The following is a 21,005-nucleotide window of genomic DNA, read 5'->3' on the forward strand; positions in this document are numbered from 1 at the left end:
CAAAATAAAAACCATTTAAACCCTCGCCATTTTAAGCTGTATATCTGTTTCAGCATTCCCATTGAACATTTGAAAGCCGTCAAAATAACCAGCATAATGCCAACGGAAGTAGGTTGCAGGCGTTGAGACTCCCACGGCTAAAGCCGCAAGCTGACACCTTTGGTATCACTGGGATTCTTGGGTGGTAGTCGGTCATGCATTTCTGCTAACCGTAGTTCCCCCAAGTTCAGGGCTGTCTCATCAGCCCGTCCTAAGACAGTGCATATAGCATCTTAGGCTGACAGACTGTTACCATCTGCCACAGGTTGATTCATGATATTGATCGCTCCAACCCGATCTCGATGAGCGTTGAATCCGCATGAAGCAGGACATGTTTGAGAAGTGTAGGCAGGATTTACCTCCACAATCTTTATGCCGACTAGGTTTGCTTTGTAGGAGATGAATTGTTGAAGCTGATAAAAAGTCCAACTATGCAGATTCTTTGCGTTTTTGCGGCTTGTTCTTGCCGTCTTGCGAATATTCTCCAGTCGTTCAAGCTTGATTATGGACACATTTTCCTGAATGGCTGTATCGACAATTTGCCGACTAATCTTATGATTTTGATCTTTCATCCAACGTTGCTCTTTATTACCTGGCTTACGAATGGCAGACAATTTTTTGAGTTTACCTAATTTACGTCTGCGTTGTTGGTACTTTCTTCGTATGTACTTATTTTCTCTGCCGTTTCCAAAGAATCGGGTTTTACCCGTAGAAGTTACAGAAACAGCGGGAACTTTCAAACCAAGATCAATACCCATGATGTTTTCGTTGTTTGTTACGCTTGTAGGTACTTCTATTGAAATTTGAGCGTACCATTTTCCTGACTTTTCGATAATACGCATCAATCCAAGTTTGGCTTTTCTTAACAGTTCCATATCTCTGCTAGTCGCTGTAGCCCGAAACGCTGTTTTCTTCGTCTTTTTATCTACAACGATAGGAAACGCAACTGTATTTTCGGATACTGTGTAGTTTCGATTGTTAACGAAATATACAGATTTTTTAAGAATTGGACGAACACCAAGTTTCTTGATTTTACTGAAAACACTTTTGGCATCACGAATCGCTTGATTACAAACGGCAGACGGAAGAACTGTTTCTACATCTTTTGTAGTCATTTTCGGAAATGCCCCTAATTGTTCAGCCCGTTTGGTTAATTGATTGACTACCCGAATGTACTCATTTCCCAATTGACGTAGAATGGCTGGTTGATCAGGAAATATGCGTATCTTAACGGTTAAAGCTTGCATGTGTTCACCCCCTTTTCTTTTGTTCTTGGGCATAACGCTTTACTGTTTCGCTTGATACGTTTCCTGCTGTACTAACGAAAAAAGAACGTGTCCACAGACTAGGCAAATGAGCAAGATGCTTGAACTCTTGCCTTAATATTCGAGGGGTCACTCCCTTCACTTTTGCCATTACGTCTGATGGAGAATCGGTGGGAAGACCATTCAGGAACAGATGGACATGATCGGCCATAACTTCCATTGCCACAATAAACCAGCTATTCTGATGGCATATTTCAGCCAATAGCTCCTTGAATCGAATTTCCACTTGTTTTACTAGGGCAGAACATAAAACCACTCAGGCGGAAAAAGCCACATTCGTATGTATTCATACATAGCCATAGCTATAGCCGGTATGACCAGATACAATGCCACTGTCCAGTCCACGGCAGAACGCAAAGCTTTATATTGATAAAGCAGATTGCTTATAATCCTTCTTCGGACTAACTGTTGAACAGTAATCATGGGCAAAACAGTCCTTTCTTGTTAAACATGGGTTCCTTTCTACTGTCAAGAATCCGGAAGTCCGCCCATTCCTTTCTGCTGCAAAATTTCATGAAAACATTCCAACAAAGTTCCCGAAGGCAATGCAGCCTGGTCACGAATTTGATCCAGTGTGCCTTCCGCCGCAAGGGTCCCATTCGAAATTAGTACGAAACGGTCACAAACCCGCTCAGCCGTATCCAGGACATGCGTACTCATTAAAATGGGGACTCCCCGTTCCCGTTCAGTCTCCAACATATGGAGAAGATCTTTGGTTGCATAAGGGTCCAGACCAATAAACGGCTCGTCCACAATGTACACGTCGGGCCTGTTTAAAAAACCTATAATCAGCATCATTTTTTGCTGCATCCCTTTGGAGAAACTTCCCGGCAAATGATGCTTCACTTTTTCAAGCCGGAACTGTTTGAGCAAAGCCTCCGCCCTCTCCTGAAATATCCTCTCCTCCATCTCATAAACGGAAGCCGTAAGCTCCAGATGTTCCCAAAGCGTCAGATCATCGTACAAAATCGGATGCTCGGGAATATAGGCAAACGCTTTTCGCTCCCCAAAAAACTCTATAGTTCCCTTCATCTCTTTCAACAGACCCAAAATCCCTTTGATTGTGGTACTTTTGCCGGCCCCGTTCGGCCCTATAAGACCGAAGCTGGCCTCTTTCCACTTGAAAAGAAACGTTTTGCAGAACCGTGGTCTGATTATCGTAACCAGCTTCCTCAATGTGTACCTGCAGTACTTCCATCTCCACATTCCTTCTTTCTGTTGCCGATTCTTGTTTTAAAGCCATCCTTATAACCGGGTTTCATTTATTTTTTGTAACTATTTTAACATGGCAAACTTGAAGTTTCGAATTGGCTGCCCTTCCCTTATTTTTGAGTTTGAAATTTCCCTTTTGATCTGATTTTTATTACAATGGAAAGCATCTACAAAACAACCCGTCCCGTTCAAACAGAAAGGAAGGCGATACTATGAATTTAAACACCGAGTTGTTTTATGTGGTGAATGACTGGGCCGGGCAGTTTGCCTGGCTGGATAATCTTATGATTTTCTTTACTCATACCATCACATATATTTTCCCGTTAATTCTCGTGCTGTTATGGGTTTCCGGACAAAAGGAGCTGAAAAAGGCAAGCCTTTACGCGCTATTTTCTTTTGTTTTGGCTATCCTTATTTCAAAGATTATTGGCATGTTTTATTTTCATCCCCGTCCATTCGTGGAGCATCTGGGTACTCAACTGGTGGACCATGCGCCGGATAGTTCTTTCCCAAGTGATCATTCCACGGCGGCCTTTTCTATTTCATTCGCTATCTACTGGGTGAGGAAGCGTTCCGGGGGGTACATGCTGGGACTCGCTGCCTTTACTGCCCTCTCCCGGGTTTTTATCGGCGTGCATTTTCCGGCAGATATCATCGCCGGAGCCATCATCGGTCTCCTGACCAGTCTGATTATTTATAAATCCAGACATCGTCTTGAACCTTTGGTTCAGCTACCCATTAGCCTGTATGACCGACTATTGTCGAAGGTCAAGCCCCGAAATAATAAAACAAGCCTTCCTAAATAAGGGAAAGAAGGAACCCTCTGCTCTGATATGCTCCCCTTGCGGTAGACAGTTGAAATAATAAAACTGTTTACTGTAAGGAGGAGCATTTTTTCATGTCCCCTAAAGCAAAAGTATCAGGATCAGAAAAGATTGCAGCTGTTGAAAAGTATTTACGTGGAGAAGATTCGCTTAATCATTTAGCAGCACTTCTTGATGTACGCCATTCATCCGTTAGGCAATGGCTTCAGACTTACCAGTCGCTAGGCCCAAACGGATTGCTTCAAACATCACAGAATGCATCTTACTCCGCAGAGTTAAAAAGAATAGCTGTCGAGGACTATTTGGCTGGCGGCGGTTCTCACATGGATATATGTAAAAGATATGGCATTAAGTCAACTTGCCAATTGCGCGATTGGATTCTGAAGTATAATGGTCATGAGAAGTTGAACACTTTTGGAACGGGAGGAGCGCCGATCATGACAAAAGGACGAACAACTACTTACGATGAGAGAGTTGAAATCGTCAGATTCTGCATTGAACATCAACACAATTATGCCCAGACAGCTGATAAATTCCAGGTATCCTATCAGCAAGTGTATTCATGGACAAATAAATACTTAACATCTGGTGTGGATGCACTTCAGGACAGACGCGGGAAAAGAAAATCTGAGGATGAGATGTCCGAAGTGGAGAAACTAAGGGCTCAGAATAAGCTGTTACAGGCTGAGAACAGAAGGAAGCAGATGGAGATCGATTTGCTAAAAAAGCTGGACGAGATCGAAAGGAGGCGGTTCTAAGCCAGGTAAGGTATGAAACGATATACCTTGCAATACGCGAGCTCCATGAAACGAAGTCATATCCCATATGTCAACTATGTGATCTTATTGGGATCCAACGTTCATCGTATTATAAATGGATCAACCGGAAAGAAAGCATGAATGAGATCTTTAATAAAGCGTTGCTTCCCATGATTAAAGATGCCTACGAGGAAAAGGATGGCATCCTTGGATATCGCCAGATGACCATTAAACTAAACCGGGAACGCCATTTAACTGTCAATCATAAGCGAATATACAGACTTATGGGCATCCTAGGCCTTAAATCGGTATGCCGCAGGAAGCGAAAAAACTACATCCATTCCACGCCTGAAATTACGGCGGAAAATATCTTGAACAGAGACTTTGAATCCTCTGAGTTCGGTACAAAATGGCTCACAGATGTGACTGAAATGAAGTATGGCAACCAAAACAAGGCTTATCTTAGTGCAATCCTTGATTTATCGGATAAAAGCATTGTTTCTTTTGTGGTAGGGCATTCCAACAACAATGAACTTGTATTTAAAACTTTTGATATCGCCCATATGACTTATCCTGACGCTATACCCCTCTTTCACAGTGACCGGGGTTTCCAATATACATGTAAAATCTTCAAGAAAAAACTAGACGATGCAGGTATGACTCAAAGCATGTCCAGGGTATCCAGATGTATAGATAATGGCCCAATGGAATCATTCTGGGGAATGATGAAATCCGAAATGTATTATCTTCGTAAGTTCTATACATATGAGGAACTGGAAGCAACCGTGATAGAATACATCGATTACTACAATACTCGTCGATACCAGAAAAGACTTAATTGTATGACGCCGTTGGAATATAGGCAATACCTTCTAAGTTCAGCAGCATAGAAAATGGCACCAACCATGGGGATACGGTTAGTGCCACAACTTTTTTTGTTTTTTACACTGTCTACTTGACAGGGGTCAGTTCATAATCTAACCGGGTTCCTTCTTTTTTTCTCGCGGTCATACCTTTGGCATGTATGGAAATCCTCCCCTTCTGGAACTCTATGGATACAAGCAGAAATAAGCAGGGAAGGCGGGCAGGCTGTGAGCCGTATTTTACTGGTAGAGGATGAACATAAAATTGCACGGGTATTGCAGCTCGAACTGCAGTATGAAGGATATGAGGTCCAAACTGCGGAAGATGGCCGCACAGGACTTGAACTGGCTTTACAAGAGAAATGGGACTTGATCTTGCTTGATATTATGCTCCCGGAACTGAGCGGACTGGAAGTTCTTCGCAGGCTCCGCCAGAATAACCCGACGGTTCCCGTTATTCTCCTTACTGCCCGGGATGCCGTTCCCGACAGGGTCAGCGGACTCGATCAGGGGGCTAATGATTATGTAACGAAGCCTTTTGCTATCGAAGAACTATTGGCTCGTATCCGCAACTTGTTAAGAATTACGGAACAGCAGAACCAACCTGAAAATGAACAGACCCTTCATGTCGACGACTTGGATATGAATCTGAAAAGCCGCGAAGTTCGCAGGAATGGCCAGTGGGTTGAACTTACACCCAAAGAGTTCGACCTGCTTCAATATTTGATGGAACATAAAGGGGAGGTTAGAACACGTGAGGACATCATCTCCGACGTATGGGGTTACGATTTCGTAGGAGATACGAATATTGTTGACGTATACATCCGTTATCTTCGCCAAAAAATAGAAAAAGGATTTAAAGGAAAACTCATCCATACCATCAGAGGTATTGGTTATTTGCTGAAAGGAAGTGAGGACTGTGAGTCTTAAGCTCCGCCTGTCCCTCCTTCAAACGGCCATGGTCTGTCTGATTCTGCTCGTGGTTCATGCCTTTATCTACTTCTTTTTCATCAAAATTTCCAGTGAAACCGAAAAACAGGATATCGAACAAAAAGGGACAACTCTACTTAGTCAAGACATAAACTCCATTTTCGCAGAACTGCGGCTTCCCCAGGATCTCACTAAACCAGTGCTTACCTCCAACGAGATGATTCGGATCATAAAACCGGATCATACCGTAGTGGACTCCATTCAAAACGAGCCTGACCTTCTGAACCATCCTTCTATCTACCATGCGATAAGCCACCCTGTTTCCCAACTGATTAACGGAGAAAACGGATTCGAGATGTATGTACAGTTTCCCATAGAAAAACAGGGTGCTCAGGCCGCCGTACTTGAAATTGGACGGAAGCTGGATTCCCTGAATAAAAATCTGGATATCCTGTTCTCTATTATGGTGTATTCAACTGCTGTAGCCTTTATTTTATCCATTGGGGTGGGCTACTTATATACCCGAATGCTTTTCCGTCCCATCACACATTTGGTCCGCACGATGGAAAGTATTCAAAAAAGCGGTACTTTCCGGCGTCTAGAGGTCTCTCTTTCTTCTAAAGATGATGAACTGGCGCAATTGACCAGAACGTTCAACAGTATGATAGAACGTCTGGAGCAAACGTTTGACAGACAAAAACAGTTCCTTGCAGACGCTTCCCATGAACTTAGAACCCCCCTGACGATAATTGAAAGTTATGCCCGCCTGCTGAAACGCTGGGCTCATAATGACCCTAAAATCAGGAAAGAAGCGACCGAAGCCATTTTGAGTGAAGCCGTCCGTTTGAAAGAACTGACCAACAATCTGCTTATAGGCATTGATTCGGATGAAGAAGAACGAAAGCGCTTTGTGGAGGTGGATCTTCTGCCCCTGATTCATTCCACGATTTCTTCATTAAGCTTTACTTTTCATAGGAATATTGAATTAAGGGGGATCCCCGAGGAAAAAGCGATCCTCATCGAGGCTAATCCTGAGAAGATCAGACAGCTGCTTATTATCGTCCTGGACAATGCCATCAAATACAGCCAAAAAGAAATTATATTTGAAGTTCTGACTGGAGAACGTCACATTATGCTCCGGGTAAAGGACCAGGGAATCGGAATTGCCAAGGAAGATCTCCCCCATTTATTCGACCGTTTCTACCGGACCGATAAAGCCCGAAGCCGCAAAAGCGGAGGTTCCGGACTCGGGCTCGCTATAGCCGAAAATATCGTCAAGCTGCATGCCGGCTCGATCCGTATCGATAGTGTTTTGCACAAAGGGACAACGGTGACCATCAAGCTTCCGTACAAGGGAAAACGTGGATAAAAATATTTTCATATCTTTCTAATGGTTCTCTCATAAAAGGAGTGAACCTCTTAACAGACCTGATAGTAAACGCTTACATTCCTTTTCGGAGGTTTTTTCAGGTTTGCTATACTTGGGCTTGTCAGTTTTTTAAACAGAACAGCTTAAGGAGGCAACTATGAAAAAAACATCATGGTCCAAAAAAGTTCTTGTAGCAGGCATTGCTTTGACAGTTACCTTTTCCGGAGGGCTTCTTGCTGAGCTTCCAAAAGCAAGTGCGGCCGCATCTGATAAATCTGCTTCTACTTCCGCAGCCGCAACTGCAGATAAAATTATCAAGCTTGGCAAAAAATATATGGGGACCCCTTATAAATTCGGGGCCAAAGCAGGACAAACCAGAAATTTTGACTGTTCTTCTTTCGTTCAATATGTGTACAAGCAAAACGGAATCACCTTGAAACGTGCTTCCAAAGATCAGGCAAAACAAGGTAAGTTTGTAGACAGAAAAGACCTTCAAAAAGGCGATCTGATCTTCTTTGGGCCTTCAAAAGGCAGTAAACGTAAAGGTAAAGTCACTCACGTAGCCATCTATGCGGGAGACAACAAAATCCTTCATACTTACGGCAAACCGGGCGTAACTTACTCCAAGCTGGAAGGCAACTGGTCCAAACGTTATGTAACCGCACGCCGCGTACTGTAATTCTTACTTAACATAAAGCACCTAACACCGGAGGAATTTTCTTCTTCCCTGTTAGGTGCTTTTGTTGTTTTGGTTACAACTCAATAAATGTTTCATAATAAGAATCTTTCGCTTTACGTTTACGCGCCTCTATTTGCAGAAACCCGTCTCTCACTTTGGCCTTGGCAGTTTTAGGTGCCACTATGCTGGGGAATGAAATGATCATCTCCGGCTCATACAGCAAACCGATGATTTTCACATGATCAGACCTGACAAGCACTTGCAAAGATTTCGGATCTTCCCGCCGGTGAAGACGTATGCGTGCATATACATGGGTATGCGTCTCAAAGGTTTCCGCAGAAGGAGGCCCTTTTGATGTGCTTAACGGTTTGCTTTTCTTTGAACGTACTTCCCGGGTCTCTTTCCCGCCTTGGAAGTCCGGCAGCACCTGTTTTAGAACACCTTCGACAGCAGATTCGATTCTGGCCAGCTGATCAATGAATTCCGGAAGCGGCTGCCCGAGAAACTGTTCAATTTGATCCATGATCGGCCGTTTGTTCTTGTCCATACGGCTCATGTTATCCCCTCCGCTTTCACTGGCAGTATATGCCTGCCGCAAAGAGGATGCTACTGTAAAATCCCGACTACGCCGATTTCATGTTCATCCGGATCCAGGAATTGGAAAGAGCTTTTTCCTCCGCAATCCTCGTAACTGCTGACCATGACCCCTTTGGCGCGAAGCTGTTTGTATTGGCCCTTAGGGTTCGTCGTTCCAATAGAGAAAGGTCTGCCCTGCAGAGAAACAGCTGATGGTATTTCAACCAGGGTTAAGTTAATATTGCCAAGCGTAGCCGCCTGAAACGCCTCAGCGTAACCGGGCACGCGGATTGTAAATTCATACCGGCGGGTGATTCCAAGACAGCGCTCGTACCAATCCAGGGCTTTGCCGAGACTGCTGACCGGCAGAAACGCACCTCCCAGACGAATAATTGGAATATTTTCGTATCCTTCCTCCCGCCAGCTGACTACTCCAATGGGATATCCGTTTGGATCAGCCACTTTGAAACAGGTCATATGATGGAAGGGTCCCGGTTCTTCGTATATCTTCACCCCGCCCCTTTTCAATCTCTCGTAGACTTCCACCGCTTCATATACGTTCACATTGAACGGACATTCCACATAATGATTCAATTCCATGGCTTGCTCCAGCGAAAGCAGGGTTCCTTCCTGCATGGCCAGCTTCACCTTTTGCTCCTCCTGATGAATTACCTTCATACCGAAGTATTTCTGATACCATTCCGCTGAAATGGCTACATCCAAAACAGGCAGATGGATTTCAACTAAACAGGCAAACGTCACTATTGCAAACCTCCCCTTTTTCTCGTTCCCGCCTTTGAATCTGGTTGAACGATGGCTCTTCACTAAATAGACACGATGAGCGGACTTTTCGTCAAGCAAATCTTTTAACGAAATATCCGGCCTAAAGTTGCGTTATGAATGGCAGGGTTCGCACTTCCATCGGGTTCTCCATTGATCAATCCGGTCCGGGAATCAAATCACTGATCTCCGTAGAAAAACCTGAACCGCATTTAAGCATTAGTTTGATGAAATTGGATTCGGCTGTATAAAAATCTATTATTCTGTCCATGCTGGTTACTAGATTATCACTTTGCAGAAAAATAAAGAAACATAGATTAAAGATATAGAAACACAGATTAAGAGAACTTAGGGAAATCTATTCATGAGGGGGACCCCGTAATGGCATCCTGCTTTTGGAAACGGAACAAATGGGCAGCGGCAGCGGCCATAATAATAGCGGCAACTCTTTGCTTTATCCTTATTCCATCTACCGTGGAAAGTGAGCCTTCCAGAGAAACCGAACTGCTCTGGAATACTGCCTCAGGTATGATGAAGGAGACCCCGGAAATTACGATGACTTTCGGAACTGTTTATACAGGAATCATCAACAGGAAAGAACTTGAGCAGTTGGGGAACCGGTTAGCGGGACAATTCGGCATAACCCGGAGTTCTTTACTAGAAGAATCCGGACATGCCATATACGAGGGAAAAACCACTTTACCCGGGGGAGCCCCGCTGATTCTGCGCTTAGCAGAAATGGATTCCGGGGATGCTTATATGCTAATCTCCCTTCCGTTCCATTCCGAAACAGATCTGATCCAGATTAAAGAAGCTCAACAACGGGTGGAAAAACAGCTTAACTCACAGGGGATATCCCCGGAATGGCGTATAATGCTTCGCGGCGAAATCACTCCCGGGCTTCGGGGAGAAACTATCCGGACGGACGGAAATCTTGACCAGTCCAAAGCAGAATCCGTTTTGGCCCAAGTGGCCGCATCCTTGTCTGCATCACGGCTGGAAGCTTACGAAAACGGTCAATCAAGAAATGTTACTCTCCATTCTCCCTACATAGAAACGAAGATCCAAAGCGGAGACAATACGGTGAATGTACAGGCGGCCGTTCATCAGCACACTGAAACCGGAGCATGGACCCTAACGCTTGCAACTCCGGTTATCACATCTGATTTTTAGCCAATTAATCGGATCAGCATAAGCCCGGCAATGGTAAAAGTGATCCCGAAAACTTCCATCCTGGAAAACTTTTCTTTCAGGAACAGTCTGGCATAAAAGATCACAAGCAGTACATTGCTGGCTTCAATGGCCGAAACAAGGCCAGTTATTCCGGTTTCATAGGCCTTGAGCAGAAAAACCATTCCAAAAATATTGGTCAAACCGACGAACAATCCCCAGGCTACTGTTTTGGACGCAGGCCACACAGGTTGTTCTAACGTTGCCGCTATTTCATGAGCGACAGAGTGAGCTTCATGCATGTCCCTTTTGTTTCTCAAAATACCAATAATCCACGTGCATCCGAACAAGACCGCCCCGGTTACATACATCCCGACCAGAATAGGTAAAGTCTGTCCGCCCCATAACATGGACTGCTTGGAGGTAATATCCGTAAAAGCAAAGCCAAGCATAGCCAGAAGCCCCCACTGGGCACCTCTCATATTGGACAGGGATAAATCCCCTGAGTAACGAATCATGATCATTCCGGACAAAATAATCAGAAAAGCTATAATTTGACCAACGGTCAATGTTTCGCCCCAAAGGCCGAAAGCAAAAAGTACCACGACTACAGGCGAAAGTCCTGTAAGCAGGGCTACGAGAGAAGCTTTCCCGGTAGCAAACCCTTTGTACATCGCTGAGTTAGATATATAAGAGAGCAGCCCCATCACACATCCAAGCAATGCAGCCATCGTATAAGTTTGCCCGTTAACGGCTGTCAGCAGAATGGATATTATCGCACCGCATACATACACGGCAAACAACATCAAATCCCGTGGAATCGGTCTGCTGGAAGTCCATTGGTACAAAACTCCTCTGAGTCCGAACAGCACCGCTGCACCAAAAGCGTACAATACCCACATGCCTTTCAAACTCCTTTTTCTATATGATCTATTTCACATATGCGCTTTCTTCACTTTAAGAAATTAAGAGGCATTTCGTCAACCCGGCTTTAACTATTTATCTGGATAACGCAGTAAAATAACCACCTTTTTACATGGATTCCATGCTATTAAACTAAGAAACCGCTTCCAATGTCATTCCTTCACTTATATCGAATTAATTAATTTAAAATTAATTATTATTGTAAAAAGAAAAAGGTTTGAGCTTTAGAGATGATGAAGCTTCGGAAAAAAACTAACCCCCAGGCCAAGAACGTTGACCCGGGGGTTAACCTTAACCTAGGCATTCCGGCTAAGCTTGTCCCAACCTCTCATCCAGTTCGTCCCAGTGATCCATCAGCCAGGACATTTCTTCGGAAAAACGGTGCGGAAAGGTGCCGAAATTTTCCATATTCTCTGTAAGCCAATAAGGGGATTCCAGCCACCATATCAGTCGCAGAGAGCGAGCTATTTCCCCTGGTGCGAAAGGAATCTCTTCTCTGTATCCGTCAAGGAAAGCCGATACCCTGTTAATGTGCAGGGTTTCTCCCTCCAGCATGCCGGACAACACGGACCTTGCTACGTCCAGTTCAGGATAGCTGTATCGCAGACGGTCAAAATCCAAAATAGAAGAAAGCTCTCTGGGATAGAAAAGCAGATTATCCACCCATAAATCCTGATGGGTCCATCCCGTGCGTGCTTCTTCGAATTCTTGTACATTCATTCTTTCAATAAGATGTCTCCGCTTTTCCAGCTTTTGCAATACACCGGGACTTCCGGACCGTTCCGCCTGGTCCTTGGCCTTCTGCCATACTTGCAACTGCTCACTTATAGAAGGCGGTATCCAGAACAGTTCGTGACGATGAGCGGATGGCCCCTCGTTCAGCAAACGGTGCATTTTACCGGTCATTCGCCCCAAATGATGGGCCTGATGCTCGTTCAGCTTGCCCGGCTTGACCATTTCCCCCGGACAGAACGGCATGACGACAAACCTCTGTCCTCCCGGAGTCTGATGCAGAAGATTCCCTGATTTGGCTATAGGAAGAGGACAGGGAATGCCGCTGTGGTGAAGGAACTCCTGAAAGCGGAGTGTCAGGTAAATCTCGGACAAGTCAATATTCTGGCACCGCTCTGCACTATATTGTTTGACGAACATGACCCCTTCATCTGTTATTACCTTCCACTTTAAGTTCAACCATCCCCTATGGATGGGAACCGCGTCCAGCACCTGCAAAGACAGTATAGCAGAGAGCGTTTCCATAATTTCATCCTGAATAGAGTGCATATGCACATCCATAGTAACCCCCCTTATTTTATCTGCCTATCCCTCTCTTCTTTATATGGACGATATTCGCGAAAAAAAGCCTGCAATTGGCCATCCGCCGTATTGTCTGATTATTCCCCTGTTTTCCCGGGACGGTCAGAATAGAACAGAAAAAACTTACATATTAGACACTTTTATACCCCGTTTGGTTCCATAATAAATCGAAAATAAACCAGGCTCATCTCTTTACGGGCAGAAGATGGCCTGAAAAAGCAATTCTTAGGATGAAATCAAGCTTTTGCCTGATTGGACTGGGCGGCCTTCTTTCCCAGATTTACCTTCAGCCTTGACAATGGGAACAAGGCCAGGAGCAGAATGATGGCAGAGATAGTGAATACCAAGACCAAGGAAAAAGATGCCATGAAAGGTCCCGAGAAAAGGGTACCGATCAGCAGAAATCCCGTCATAATTGGAGAAATCAGCCCGTTCACACGGCCAATATATTTCTCTTCCACATTGGTAATCATAAACATGCTGAGCATCACCTGAGTGAATGCAAGGAAAAAGCCGGTTAAAAACCGAAGGGGGGCAGTAATCCATACCGTAGTGGAAAGAGCCTCGATCACGATTGCACTTGCGTCAAACAAAAAAACCGCCATTAATGTAGTTCTCACGTTAAGACGCCCGGCTAAAGAAGAAACTACGATCCCTCCAATCAGCATCCCCACCCCGGCAAGGGCACTGAACCACTGGAGATGTTCTTTATCTAAACCAAGCCTTTCAGTAACAATAAACACATCCAACGGTTGAATGAGACCTCCTGATAAACCGATTACCATAAACATCAAACAGATCGCAACCAGATTCGAATTTCCTTTGACATACGAAAAACCCTTTTTGATCTCCTCGGTAAAATTGGATGGTTCTTCATCCTCCTTCTCTGTTTCAGGCAATCCTATCAGCACACAACCTGACAAGATAAAGATCACGATCAAGCAGATTAAAGAAGGGAAAATACCAAGCTGCACGTAAATAAAAGTTCCGATGACCGGACCCACAATAAAGAAGAGTGAGAACAGGCTTTGCACCAGGCCAATAGCAGTACCCACTTGTTCCTCGGGAACAAAGCGTTTGAAAATTTTAGAAGAGCAAGGCTGGGAGAACTGTGAAACTATAGCCGAGACAAAAGTGGCAAGAAAGACAGCCTGCCAGTATCCCATCCAAACGAGAAGAAGGATAACCGCTACGGAGGCTGCACTGAGGAAATCTCCCCAGACCATCGTTTTTTTCGGGTTCCAGCGGTCGGCAAGTGCCCCTCCAATAAACGAGAACAGGAAAATGGGAGCGTATTCTATTACAGTAAGCATAGAAACCATCACCGGATTATGGTTTGTATGCTCCATGATGAAAAAAAGCAGTGCGATGTTCCGGATCCATATACCCATATTCTGTAAAATGTCGGAAAGCATCACACGAAGAAATACTTTGTTTTTAAGTAAGCTGTTCATAAACCAAACTCCTTTTTATAGACTGGTCGTACGGTCAGTTAGGGGATAAAGAAAAGCAGCTAATTCTAAGAAGCTGCCATCCCATAAAGCATAATATCGACACTTTTCTTATAAAGCGCCAATAGTTCTTCCTGGGTTAAATCATGATAATAACTCCCCACTCCAGCCATAAAGCCGGTAAGAATAAGAGTCATCTCATCCACATTTCCCTGCTTGAACTCCCCGGATGCCATCCCTTCCTCAATGACGCTGCGGAATGAATGCAGCGGAAGCATGCCAATTTCATTGGCCTTTTCAAGCAATAGCTTATCGGCAAGCTGGCTTCCTGCAAATTCTTCCAGCGCTTTGATTAAGGGGCCGGCAAAGTCCAATGCGGTATGTTCGGCAATACCATACAGCTTTTCTTTGGCTGAAGAATAGGCAGTGGATTTCATATTCCACTTCTCAATCCAATCCATCATAGATTGCTCTAAAAGGTACAGGAATAAATTTTCCTTACTCTTAAAATGATAATAAATGTTTCCCTTGCTCGTTTGCGCGGCTTCTGTTATTTCCTCCATTGAAGTTGCAGCATACCCTTTCTGGGAGAACAATTCCTTCGCCTTGTCTGCAATCCGCTGTTTGGTCTGCTCTCCTTCTCTTTTGCGTTTTTTCATATTTGTTCCCCCTTTGTCTTTTACTGACCGAACGGTCTATTTATAGTATACCAAATAAAACCCGGGATTTCCATAGGGAAAACCCGGGCTTATCTTCTATAGGGATATTAAACCGGAACAAAGTTAAATGCCGGACGCTACTTGGGGTACCATAAGCTCAGTTCTCTTCATATGAAGAGCAAGCTGACCCTGCTGAACAATATAATGGCACAAATCTACTACCCGGCAGGCATACGCCCACTCATTATCATACCAGGCAAGTACTTTAAGCTGCCTGCCTGTGGCCATTAGGGATAAACCATCTACAACAGCAGATTTGTCGTTCCCGATAAAATCAGATGATACGAGCGGTTCCTCCGTATATCCGAATATTGCGGCATAACTTCCTTGTGCGGCTCCCTTCAGCACATCCCGTACCTCTTCAACGGTAACTTCACGTTCCAATTCCAGTGTCAGGTCGGCCAGAGAAACGTCCGGCGTGGGAACCCTTAGAGAAATTCCGTGCACGTGAGGGGCCAGATGAGGGAGAATTTCCAGGAGTGCTTTGCCTACACCTGTTGTAGTAGGAATTACCGATTGGGTACAGCCTCTTGCTCTCCGTAAATCTTTATGGGGGTTATCCAGATGGTTCTGGTCATTCGTAAACGCATGTACTGTAGTAATCCATCCGCTTTTTACCGCGAAAGCATCATCCATGATTTTAAGAACAGGTGCCACACAATTGGTCGTACAAGAGGCAGCAGATAACAAGTGATGATTCTCCGAGCAGTACGAGTTTTCATTGACCCCCATAACGATGGTGGCGTCCATCTGCTTTCCGGGGGCTGTAATAAGCACCTTACGGGCTCCTGCGGCCAAATGCCGGACAGCTCCCTCCCGGTTATTGAATTTTCCTGTTGCATCAATGACAAACCCTACTCCGAGCTCATCCCAGGGAAGCTCCTCCGGTTTCCGTTCCCTGACGATTTTAACCGGATGTCCGTTTATGGCTATCTCGTCCTCTGTATAAGAAATATCAGCATTCCAAATCCCATGTACACTGTCATATTTCAACAAATGTGCAATAGTGGAGGCCGGATGTGAACAGTTGATGGCAGCCACATTAACTTTAGGCTGTTCTTCTCCAAAAATAGACCTGAGGACTAATCTACCTATCCGTCCTAAACCACTGATTCCCACTTTCATCGCATGTATGACCTCCCGTTAATGAATTAACCCATGTTTAATACATATTAATCTCTATATAATACATACCATATAAAAAGATCATGCACAATATAAATCCGTTTAATCTTTCATTTGTTGGATTATTAACCGCCTAAGGCCATACGAAATCTGTTAAACGAGTTAAAAAAGACGAAGCTCAGATGTTCTGGCTTCGTCTTTTTTTTATATTATCCGTCACTGTATGGCTATTACCAACAGGATATGTTTGTGTTTCCTCCCGACAGCATCGGAGACTTTAGTTTATCCGAAACACTTTTTGTTCCTGACTGCTGAGCATTGCGCATTCAATCAGCCGGATAACACGTTTGGAGTCGGAGGGGTCTACAGGCGGTTTTACGCCCTGCTCAATGGCAGAACGAAGATTTTCATAAAAGGCCTCATATCGGCCTCTTTTCGTCTGTATCCGGCTTTCGGCAGGTAGACCGTTCACTTCGTATACAAGTGTCCCGTAATCCGTTTGGGGTTCTTCTCCCCAACCCTTTTGTCCAGGCTGCATGCCTTCGCGCAAAGCTCCTTCCTGGGGATCCAGGCCATATTTGGTATAGCTTCCCCGGTCACCGTGTATCTCAAAACGCGGTCCAGGCTGGCGTACCAGCGAACCGGCACTCAACATTACCCGCATGGTCCCGTAAAACAGCGTGATCTGAAAATAATCCGTAGCCTCAGCTCCCTTACGCTGTCTGGCCAAGTCGGCAAACACTGCCTCCGGCATTCCGAACAACTGCACAGCCTGGTCCACCAGATGCGCACCCAGATCATACAAAATCCCGGAGCCTCCTACATCCTGCTCCTTCCAGCGATTTTGTACCTGCGGGCGGAAACGGTCAAACCGGGATTCAAACAGGGCGATCTTGCCCAACTCCCCAGATTCAACGAGACGTTTTACCGTCAGAAAATCTCCATCCCAGCGCCGGTTCTGGTACACCGTTAGCACTACTCTTTGCGCTTTGGCCAGTTGGATAAGTTCTTCCGCCTCGGATGATGTCACTGTAAACGGCTTCTCTACTACCACATGTTTTCCAGCTTTCAATGCTTGTTTCACATAGTCATAGTGGGTGTACGTAGGGGTGGTCACAATAATCAGGCGGATTTCCTCCTTCTGAATCAGATCTTCTAACCCGGGTACAACCTCGACTTCAGGGAAATCCTTGTGAACCTTCTCAGGTTTGGAAGAGACCACCGCTTTCAGATCAAATCCTTCCATACTATGTATAAACGGGGCATGAAATACTGAGCCGGACAAACCATATCCGATAATGCCTACTTGAATCGTCATATATATCCCTCCTTGGGTGATAAACATGTTATGATACCCATTTTACCCAAGGCCGCAAAAAACCACCAGCCATAAATGAGTTCTTTACCCAAAGGCTTTACGGAATTTGCCCGACCGTCTGTCTTTCAGCGGCTTTGGAACCGCCAGTTCTCCCCCGCACATCAACAACGCAAGCGGCAGAATAGCCAGGGTAGCGATGGGCAAAGCGATAGGGAAAAACCGGGAACCTCCTCCCTGTAAGTGATCCAGGGCAAACAAAACCCCTGCAGATACTACATAAAGCAAGGCGATAAACTGCCAGATATTTCTTTTCCATAAAAAACCGGACAAAATCAAATAACCGCCTACAAGCCCGGCGACATCGTACGGTATGAGTAGTTTCAATTCCTTATAGGTACGTTAGAAACCCGTAAAAAAGCTTCAATAACAGCATTTCTTATAAAGATGTAACCAAAGAAATATACCTTCTAAAATCACTGTACCCTATTTGCCCTTGATATTATAGGCTTTGTTACAAAAAAGATTGTCGTCGATCCCCCGGTTTTTTACGCTATTGGGGGTCGACGACAATTCGCTGCTACGGGATTTTCCCATGAACGACTTTCTTAACCATGTCGGTTTTACTTTTCCTTTCCTGTTTAAAAATTGGCGGACGAAAATGGGGTTGGAAAGCAATTATAACGGGGATATGCAAACAAGATACCAATATCATAGTATGGATTGAAGAAATGAGGGCCTTCAGGGCAAACGTGGAAACGTTTCGTTCAGACTTTCAATTCCTCATAAGGTAACTATATCTACCAAAAAAATTTCACTTCACAGATTCCTGTTGCCGCCGACCCCCTGGTTTTATACTCGATTAAGAATCGGCGACAAAGTCGGTATGCTGATCAATTTTGGCTATCCATTATTCCCTGTTTAGCCCATACATGCCTCGATCCTGTCTTATCAGAAAACCGCTTTTGGTTAATTCCTGAAAGGCGAGCGGATAAGTTCTCCACTCTATTCCGTGAGATTTCAGTTTCTCCATGATTTCTCTGATATTCAAGCATTCATCCCCTGTAAAAACGCTTTCAAGCGCCTTTTTTAGGGCTAACTTCTTTTCCGATAAATTCCTGTTTTGCTTAGGTCTTTCACTTCTTTGATTGGTTTCCCTATACGGAACGAAGGCCCGGGGAAGCTCATCACTTTCACGATTAGCCAATTTCTTATGGAGTTCTCTCTCTACCCGGTTATATTCCAGGTTCTCTCTAATCTTTTTAAGTTTATTCTGGTGCTCTTCAATCTTTTCTTCGTGAAATTCAATTTCTCTCCTAAGCTCAAAATCTTCCTCATTCAGCTGCTGTATTCTCCGAATACTAATTAGGGATATAGGTATTTCAACAGACATTCTTGATACCTCCTTATTTTTTGTTGTTTTACTACATTTTATAACAAAATGTTTATAAATGTATATACAATAGTATACGAAACATTGTATATTTTTTTGACCTAAAATGACCATTGGTAAATTTCGGTTAAAAATCAGGTAACAACATTTAAAGTACATAGTAAGCTGCCCCAAAAGAGATTCGGGGTATTTATTACTTAAATCGTTTTAGTTACTGGTAGATAATTTATTTTATCATGGTAAAGTGATAAAGGATGAGAGGTGCCTATTAACACTACAATAAACAGAGGTTTAAGTAGTGCAAATAGGGAGGAAATTTCATAAAAGGTGAGGTGATTGATTGGAGAAAGTTTCATCAGTTCCCTGATCTAACTTTGGGGGATCACGTGAAACAGGTTCCCGTGAGATTTTTATTGTTCTTCGTTAAATTTATACATACCCCGTTCTTGCCGGATAAGAAAGCCGCTTTGAGTTAATTCTTGAAAAGCAAGCTGGTAAGTTGCCCATTCTATTCCGTGCGGCTTTAATTTCTCCATAATTTCTCTTATATTCAAACATTCTTTCTCGGCAAAAATGCTTGTGAGGGCTTTCTTTAAGGCAAGCTTCTTTTCAGACAATTTTCTTTTTCGTCTCTTCCTTTTCTGACCATCACCTATATTGTTATGCGGGGCCGAAACTTTGGGGTGTTTTTCGTTATCCCGGCCGGACAATTCCTTATAAAATTCTCTTTCGATCCGGTTATATTCCAGATTCTCTCTGATCTTTTTAATTATGTTCTGATGTTCTTCAATTCTCTCTTCGTGAAACTCAATTTCTCTTCTAAGTTTAAAATCATCCTCATGCAGCTGCTGTATTCTTCGCTTGCTAATTAGGGACAATGGTATATCAACGGACATTTTTCTTATCTCCTTTTTTTCAATTTATTACATTTTATAACAAAATACAATAAATGTATATAATATCAAGGAGATCTTATTTCATCCAAGGTAAAAGTATATTCTTTTAACCATTTTCTGGTTCAAATTTCTTGTAGGTACGCCAGAAACTTTTGCAGCGGCATTAACCATGATGTTGATCATGCGATGTTTCAATTCCTTAATGGCAGATTTTTTTAATATCTCGGATTAAAAAAGTATCCTTATAAAAAACTACTCTACCATAGTTTTCCCAGGTATATAAGTAGTCCTAATAAAAGGAAGGACGGAAACATGATTTGTTATCCCAGGGCTCTTCTTGTCAAATAGTCGTGAAAAAAATTATGGTACAATCAAACTCATGAGGTGAGAAAAACAATGGATACCAGGATGGCGTTACGTTATGAACTTGAAAAAAACATAGCCGAAACGGGTTGTACGCTATCAAGACTTGCAGAATTCGGCGGTCCATCTATCGGTAATCTTAGTGTGCATGCCTACGAAGCAAAGCTTTTCGACCTACTACTGTCAAACAACTGGATGCATTAACAAAGGTGCTTGGTTTACCAGAAGGATACTATTATGATAACTACCTTGCAGAGAGTTTTTACCACGACGTATTTCCAAAACCAGGATGGAATCTTATTTAATTCGCCGCCCGATCTTAGAAAGACAGAATGCATTACGAAGGCTATTAACTCCTTAGTGGAAGATCCAAAGTATACAGAACTTTTATTGGAATTCTTTCCTCCGAGCCCTACATCATAGGTTAATTGAATCATCTCCATATCGCCCTCGAGCATAAAGTCCCTTTCATCATATTGACCGACTGGTTGGTCATTTTTGTTATATCAATATTCTAAGGGGGTATTCCAATAATTACCTGTACCTTTATTAAGATATTGAATGCCCGTGAGATACCTTCTTCAAAAATGATACTAAATCCGCTCCGGATGAAACTGGTAGGTTTCTAAATCTATACGGTTATCTTCTTTTACTTCTATCCCTTCCCCTTCAAGAAAAGCTTTCTGCAAAGCGCTCAATTCATCATCTTTGATGGATATCTCACCTAATGAATTGATAACTCTGTGCCAGGGAAGCTGGTACTTACTGCTCATCGAATGCAGAATTCTTACTACTTGCCTGGCTCCTCGGGGGCTTCCGGCCAAAGCTGCAATTTGCCCATACGTCATGACTTTTCCCTCTGGTATTAACTTAATGATATCAATGACTTTTGCTGTAAATAGCTGCAACATAACCTCTATTCCTTCCTTTTGCATCCAAAAAAATTGGTTGTGAATCGCCAACTCTTATAGATATCATAC

At 43.7% G+C, this 21,005-nt stretch carries 21 protein-coding genes and 2 pseudogenes; 7 read left to right on the top strand and 16 right to left on the bottom strand.

Features of this window, described 5'->3' with window-relative positions:
- Window positions 1–272: 272 nt before the first annotated feature.
- From BXP28_RS14110 to BXP28_RS14120, 4 genes and pseudogenes are all read right to left on the bottom strand, one after another.
- Window positions 273–1,286: an RNA-guided endonuclease TnpB family protein gene (locus tag BXP28_RS14110; RefSeq protein ID WP_024093261.1), complete on the bottom strand. Its 1,014-nt coding sequence runs from the start codon at window positions 1,284–1,286 to the stop codon at window positions 273–275.
- Between the two features lie 4 nt (window positions 1,287–1,290).
- Window positions 1,291–1,593 (bottom strand): annotated as a pseudogene (gene tnpA / locus BXP28_RS14115) (IS200/IS605 family transposase); the annotation flags it as partial.
- A 5-nt stretch (window positions 1,594–1,598) separates the two neighbouring features.
- Complete coding sequence (locus BXP28_RS23340; protein ID WP_023484763.1) at window positions 1,599–1,787, bottom strand: hypothetical protein; 189 nt, start codon at window positions 1,785–1,787, stop codon at window positions 1,599–1,601.
- Between the two features lie 45 nt (window positions 1,788–1,832).
- Window positions 1,833–2,562: pseudogene (locus BXP28_RS14120) on the bottom strand (ABC transporter ATP-binding protein).
- 226 nt (window positions 2,563–2,788) lie between these two features.
- Here BXP28_RS14120 and BXP28_RS14125 point away from each other — a divergent pair.
- From BXP28_RS14125 to BXP28_RS14150, 6 genes are all read left to right on the top strand, one after another.
- On the top strand, window positions 2,789–3,382 hold the full coding sequence (locus tag BXP28_RS14125) for an undecaprenyl-diphosphatase (RefSeq protein WP_023484761.1): 594 nt from the start codon (window positions 2,789–2,791) through the stop codon (window positions 3,380–3,382).
- Between the two features lie 92 nt (window positions 3,383–3,474).
- Window positions 3,475–4,158 (top strand): helix-turn-helix domain-containing protein, encoded by a 684-nt coding sequence (locus BXP28_RS14130; protein ID WP_077585102.1) that lies wholly within the window; start codon window positions 3,475–3,477, stop codon window positions 4,156–4,158.
- Window positions 4,159–4,178: 20 nt separating this feature from the next.
- Window positions 4,179–5,048 (top strand): IS3 family transposase, encoded by an 870-nt coding sequence (locus BXP28_RS14135; protein ID WP_237087288.1) that lies wholly within the window; start codon window positions 4,179–4,181, stop codon window positions 5,046–5,048.
- A gap of 201 nt (window positions 5,049–5,249) precedes the next feature.
- Complete coding sequence (locus BXP28_RS14140; RefSeq protein ID WP_024093255.1) at window positions 5,250–5,951, top strand: response regulator transcription factor; 702 nt, start codon at window positions 5,250–5,252, stop codon at window positions 5,949–5,951.
- The gene (locus BXP28_RS14145) at window positions 5,941–7,320 is read left to right on the top strand and encodes a sensor histidine kinase (protein ID WP_036655335.1); all 1,380 of its coding nucleotides are present in this window, start codon (window positions 5,941–5,943) and stop codon (window positions 7,318–7,320) included. Before BXP28_RS14140 ends, BXP28_RS14145 begins: the two co-directional genes overlap by 11 nt.
- Window positions 7,321–7,477: 157 nt before the next feature.
- Complete coding sequence (locus BXP28_RS14150; RefSeq protein ID WP_024093253.1) at window positions 7,478–7,999, top strand: C40 family peptidase; 522 nt, start codon at window positions 7,478–7,480, stop codon at window positions 7,997–7,999.
- A gap of 73 nt (window positions 8,000–8,072) precedes the next feature.
- On the opposite strand, the gene BXP28_RS14155 is transcribed toward BXP28_RS14150, so the two are convergent.
- Complete coding sequence (locus BXP28_RS14155; RefSeq protein ID WP_024093252.1) at window positions 8,073–8,555, bottom strand: hypothetical protein; 483 nt, start codon at window positions 8,553–8,555, stop codon at window positions 8,073–8,075.
- A gap of 50 nt (window positions 8,556–8,605) precedes the next feature.
- Entirely contained in the window at window positions 8,606–9,337 is a 732-nt protein-coding gene (locus tag BXP28_RS14160; protein WP_024093251.1) for a VOC family protein, read from the bottom strand.
- A 399-nt stretch (window positions 9,338–9,736) separates the two neighbouring features.
- On the opposite strand from BXP28_RS14160, the gene BXP28_RS14165 reads away from it, so the two are divergent.
- Window positions 9,737–10,528 (top strand): YwmB family TATA-box binding protein, encoded by a 792-nt coding sequence (locus BXP28_RS14165; protein WP_036655336.1) that lies wholly within the window; start codon window positions 9,737–9,739, stop codon window positions 10,526–10,528.
- Here BXP28_RS14165 and BXP28_RS14170 read toward each other — a convergent pair.
- The 10 genes from BXP28_RS14170 to BXP28_RS14220 all read right to left on the bottom strand — a co-directional run bounded on the left by BXP28_RS14170 (window position 10,525) and on the right by BXP28_RS14220 (window position 20,933).
- A complete protein-coding gene (locus BXP28_RS14170) occupies window positions 10,525–11,427 on the bottom strand; it encodes a DMT family transporter (protein WP_024093249.1) in 903 nt (300 codons plus the stop codon). The two genes, BXP28_RS14165 and BXP28_RS14170, sit on opposite strands and share 4 nt — an antisense overlap.
- A gap of 331 nt (window positions 11,428–11,758) precedes the next feature.
- On the bottom strand, window positions 11,759–12,742 hold the full coding sequence (locus BXP28_RS14175) for a phosphotransferase (protein ID WP_051427941.1): 984 nt from the start codon (window positions 12,740–12,742) through the stop codon (window positions 11,759–11,761).
- A 257-nt stretch (window positions 12,743–12,999) separates the two neighbouring features.
- A complete protein-coding gene (locus tag BXP28_RS14180; RefSeq protein ID WP_036655338.1) occupies window positions 13,000–14,217 on the bottom strand; it encodes an MFS transporter in 1,218 nt (405 codons plus the stop codon).
- Between the two features lie 65 nt (window positions 14,218–14,282).
- Window positions 14,283–14,873 (bottom strand): TetR/AcrR family transcriptional regulator, encoded by a 591-nt coding sequence (locus BXP28_RS14185; protein ID WP_024093246.1) that lies wholly within the window; start codon window positions 14,871–14,873, stop codon window positions 14,283–14,285.
- A gap of 123 nt (window positions 14,874–14,996) precedes the next feature.
- Entirely contained in the window at window positions 14,997–16,058 is a 1,062-nt protein-coding gene (gene gap / locus BXP28_RS14190; protein WP_024093245.1) for a type I glyceraldehyde-3-phosphate dehydrogenase, read from the bottom strand.
- Window positions 16,059–16,335: 277 nt separating this feature from the next.
- On the bottom strand, window positions 16,336–17,376 hold the full coding sequence (locus BXP28_RS14195; protein WP_036655340.1) for an oxidoreductase: 1,041 nt from the start codon (window positions 17,374–17,376) through the stop codon (window positions 16,336–16,338).
- 84 nt (window positions 17,377–17,460) lie between these two features.
- The gene (locus BXP28_RS14200; protein WP_024093243.1) at window positions 17,461–17,760 is read right to left on the bottom strand and encodes a hypothetical protein; all 300 of its coding nucleotides are present in this window, start codon (window positions 17,758–17,760) and stop codon (window positions 17,461–17,463) included.
- A gap of 523 nt (window positions 17,761–18,283) precedes the next feature.
- A complete protein-coding gene (locus tag BXP28_RS14205; RefSeq protein WP_036655344.1) occupies window positions 18,284–18,766 on the bottom strand; it encodes a hypothetical protein in 483 nt (160 codons plus the stop codon).
- Between the two features lie 410 nt (window positions 18,767–19,176).
- Complete coding sequence (locus tag BXP28_RS14210) at window positions 19,177–19,662, bottom strand: hypothetical protein (protein ID WP_036655346.1); 486 nt, start codon at window positions 19,660–19,662, stop codon at window positions 19,177–19,179.
- Window positions 19,663–20,618: 956 nt separating this feature from the next.
- Entirely contained in the window at window positions 20,619–20,933 is a 315-nt protein-coding gene (locus BXP28_RS14220) for an MGMT family protein (protein ID WP_104932611.1), read from the bottom strand.
- Window positions 20,934–21,005: the final 72 nt, after the last annotated feature.

The sequence above is a fragment of the Paenibacillus larvae subsp. larvae genome (assembly GCF_002003265.1).
Taxonomy (GTDB): domain Bacteria; phylum Bacillota; class Bacilli; order Paenibacillales; family NBRC-103111; genus Paenibacillus_H; species Paenibacillus_H larvae.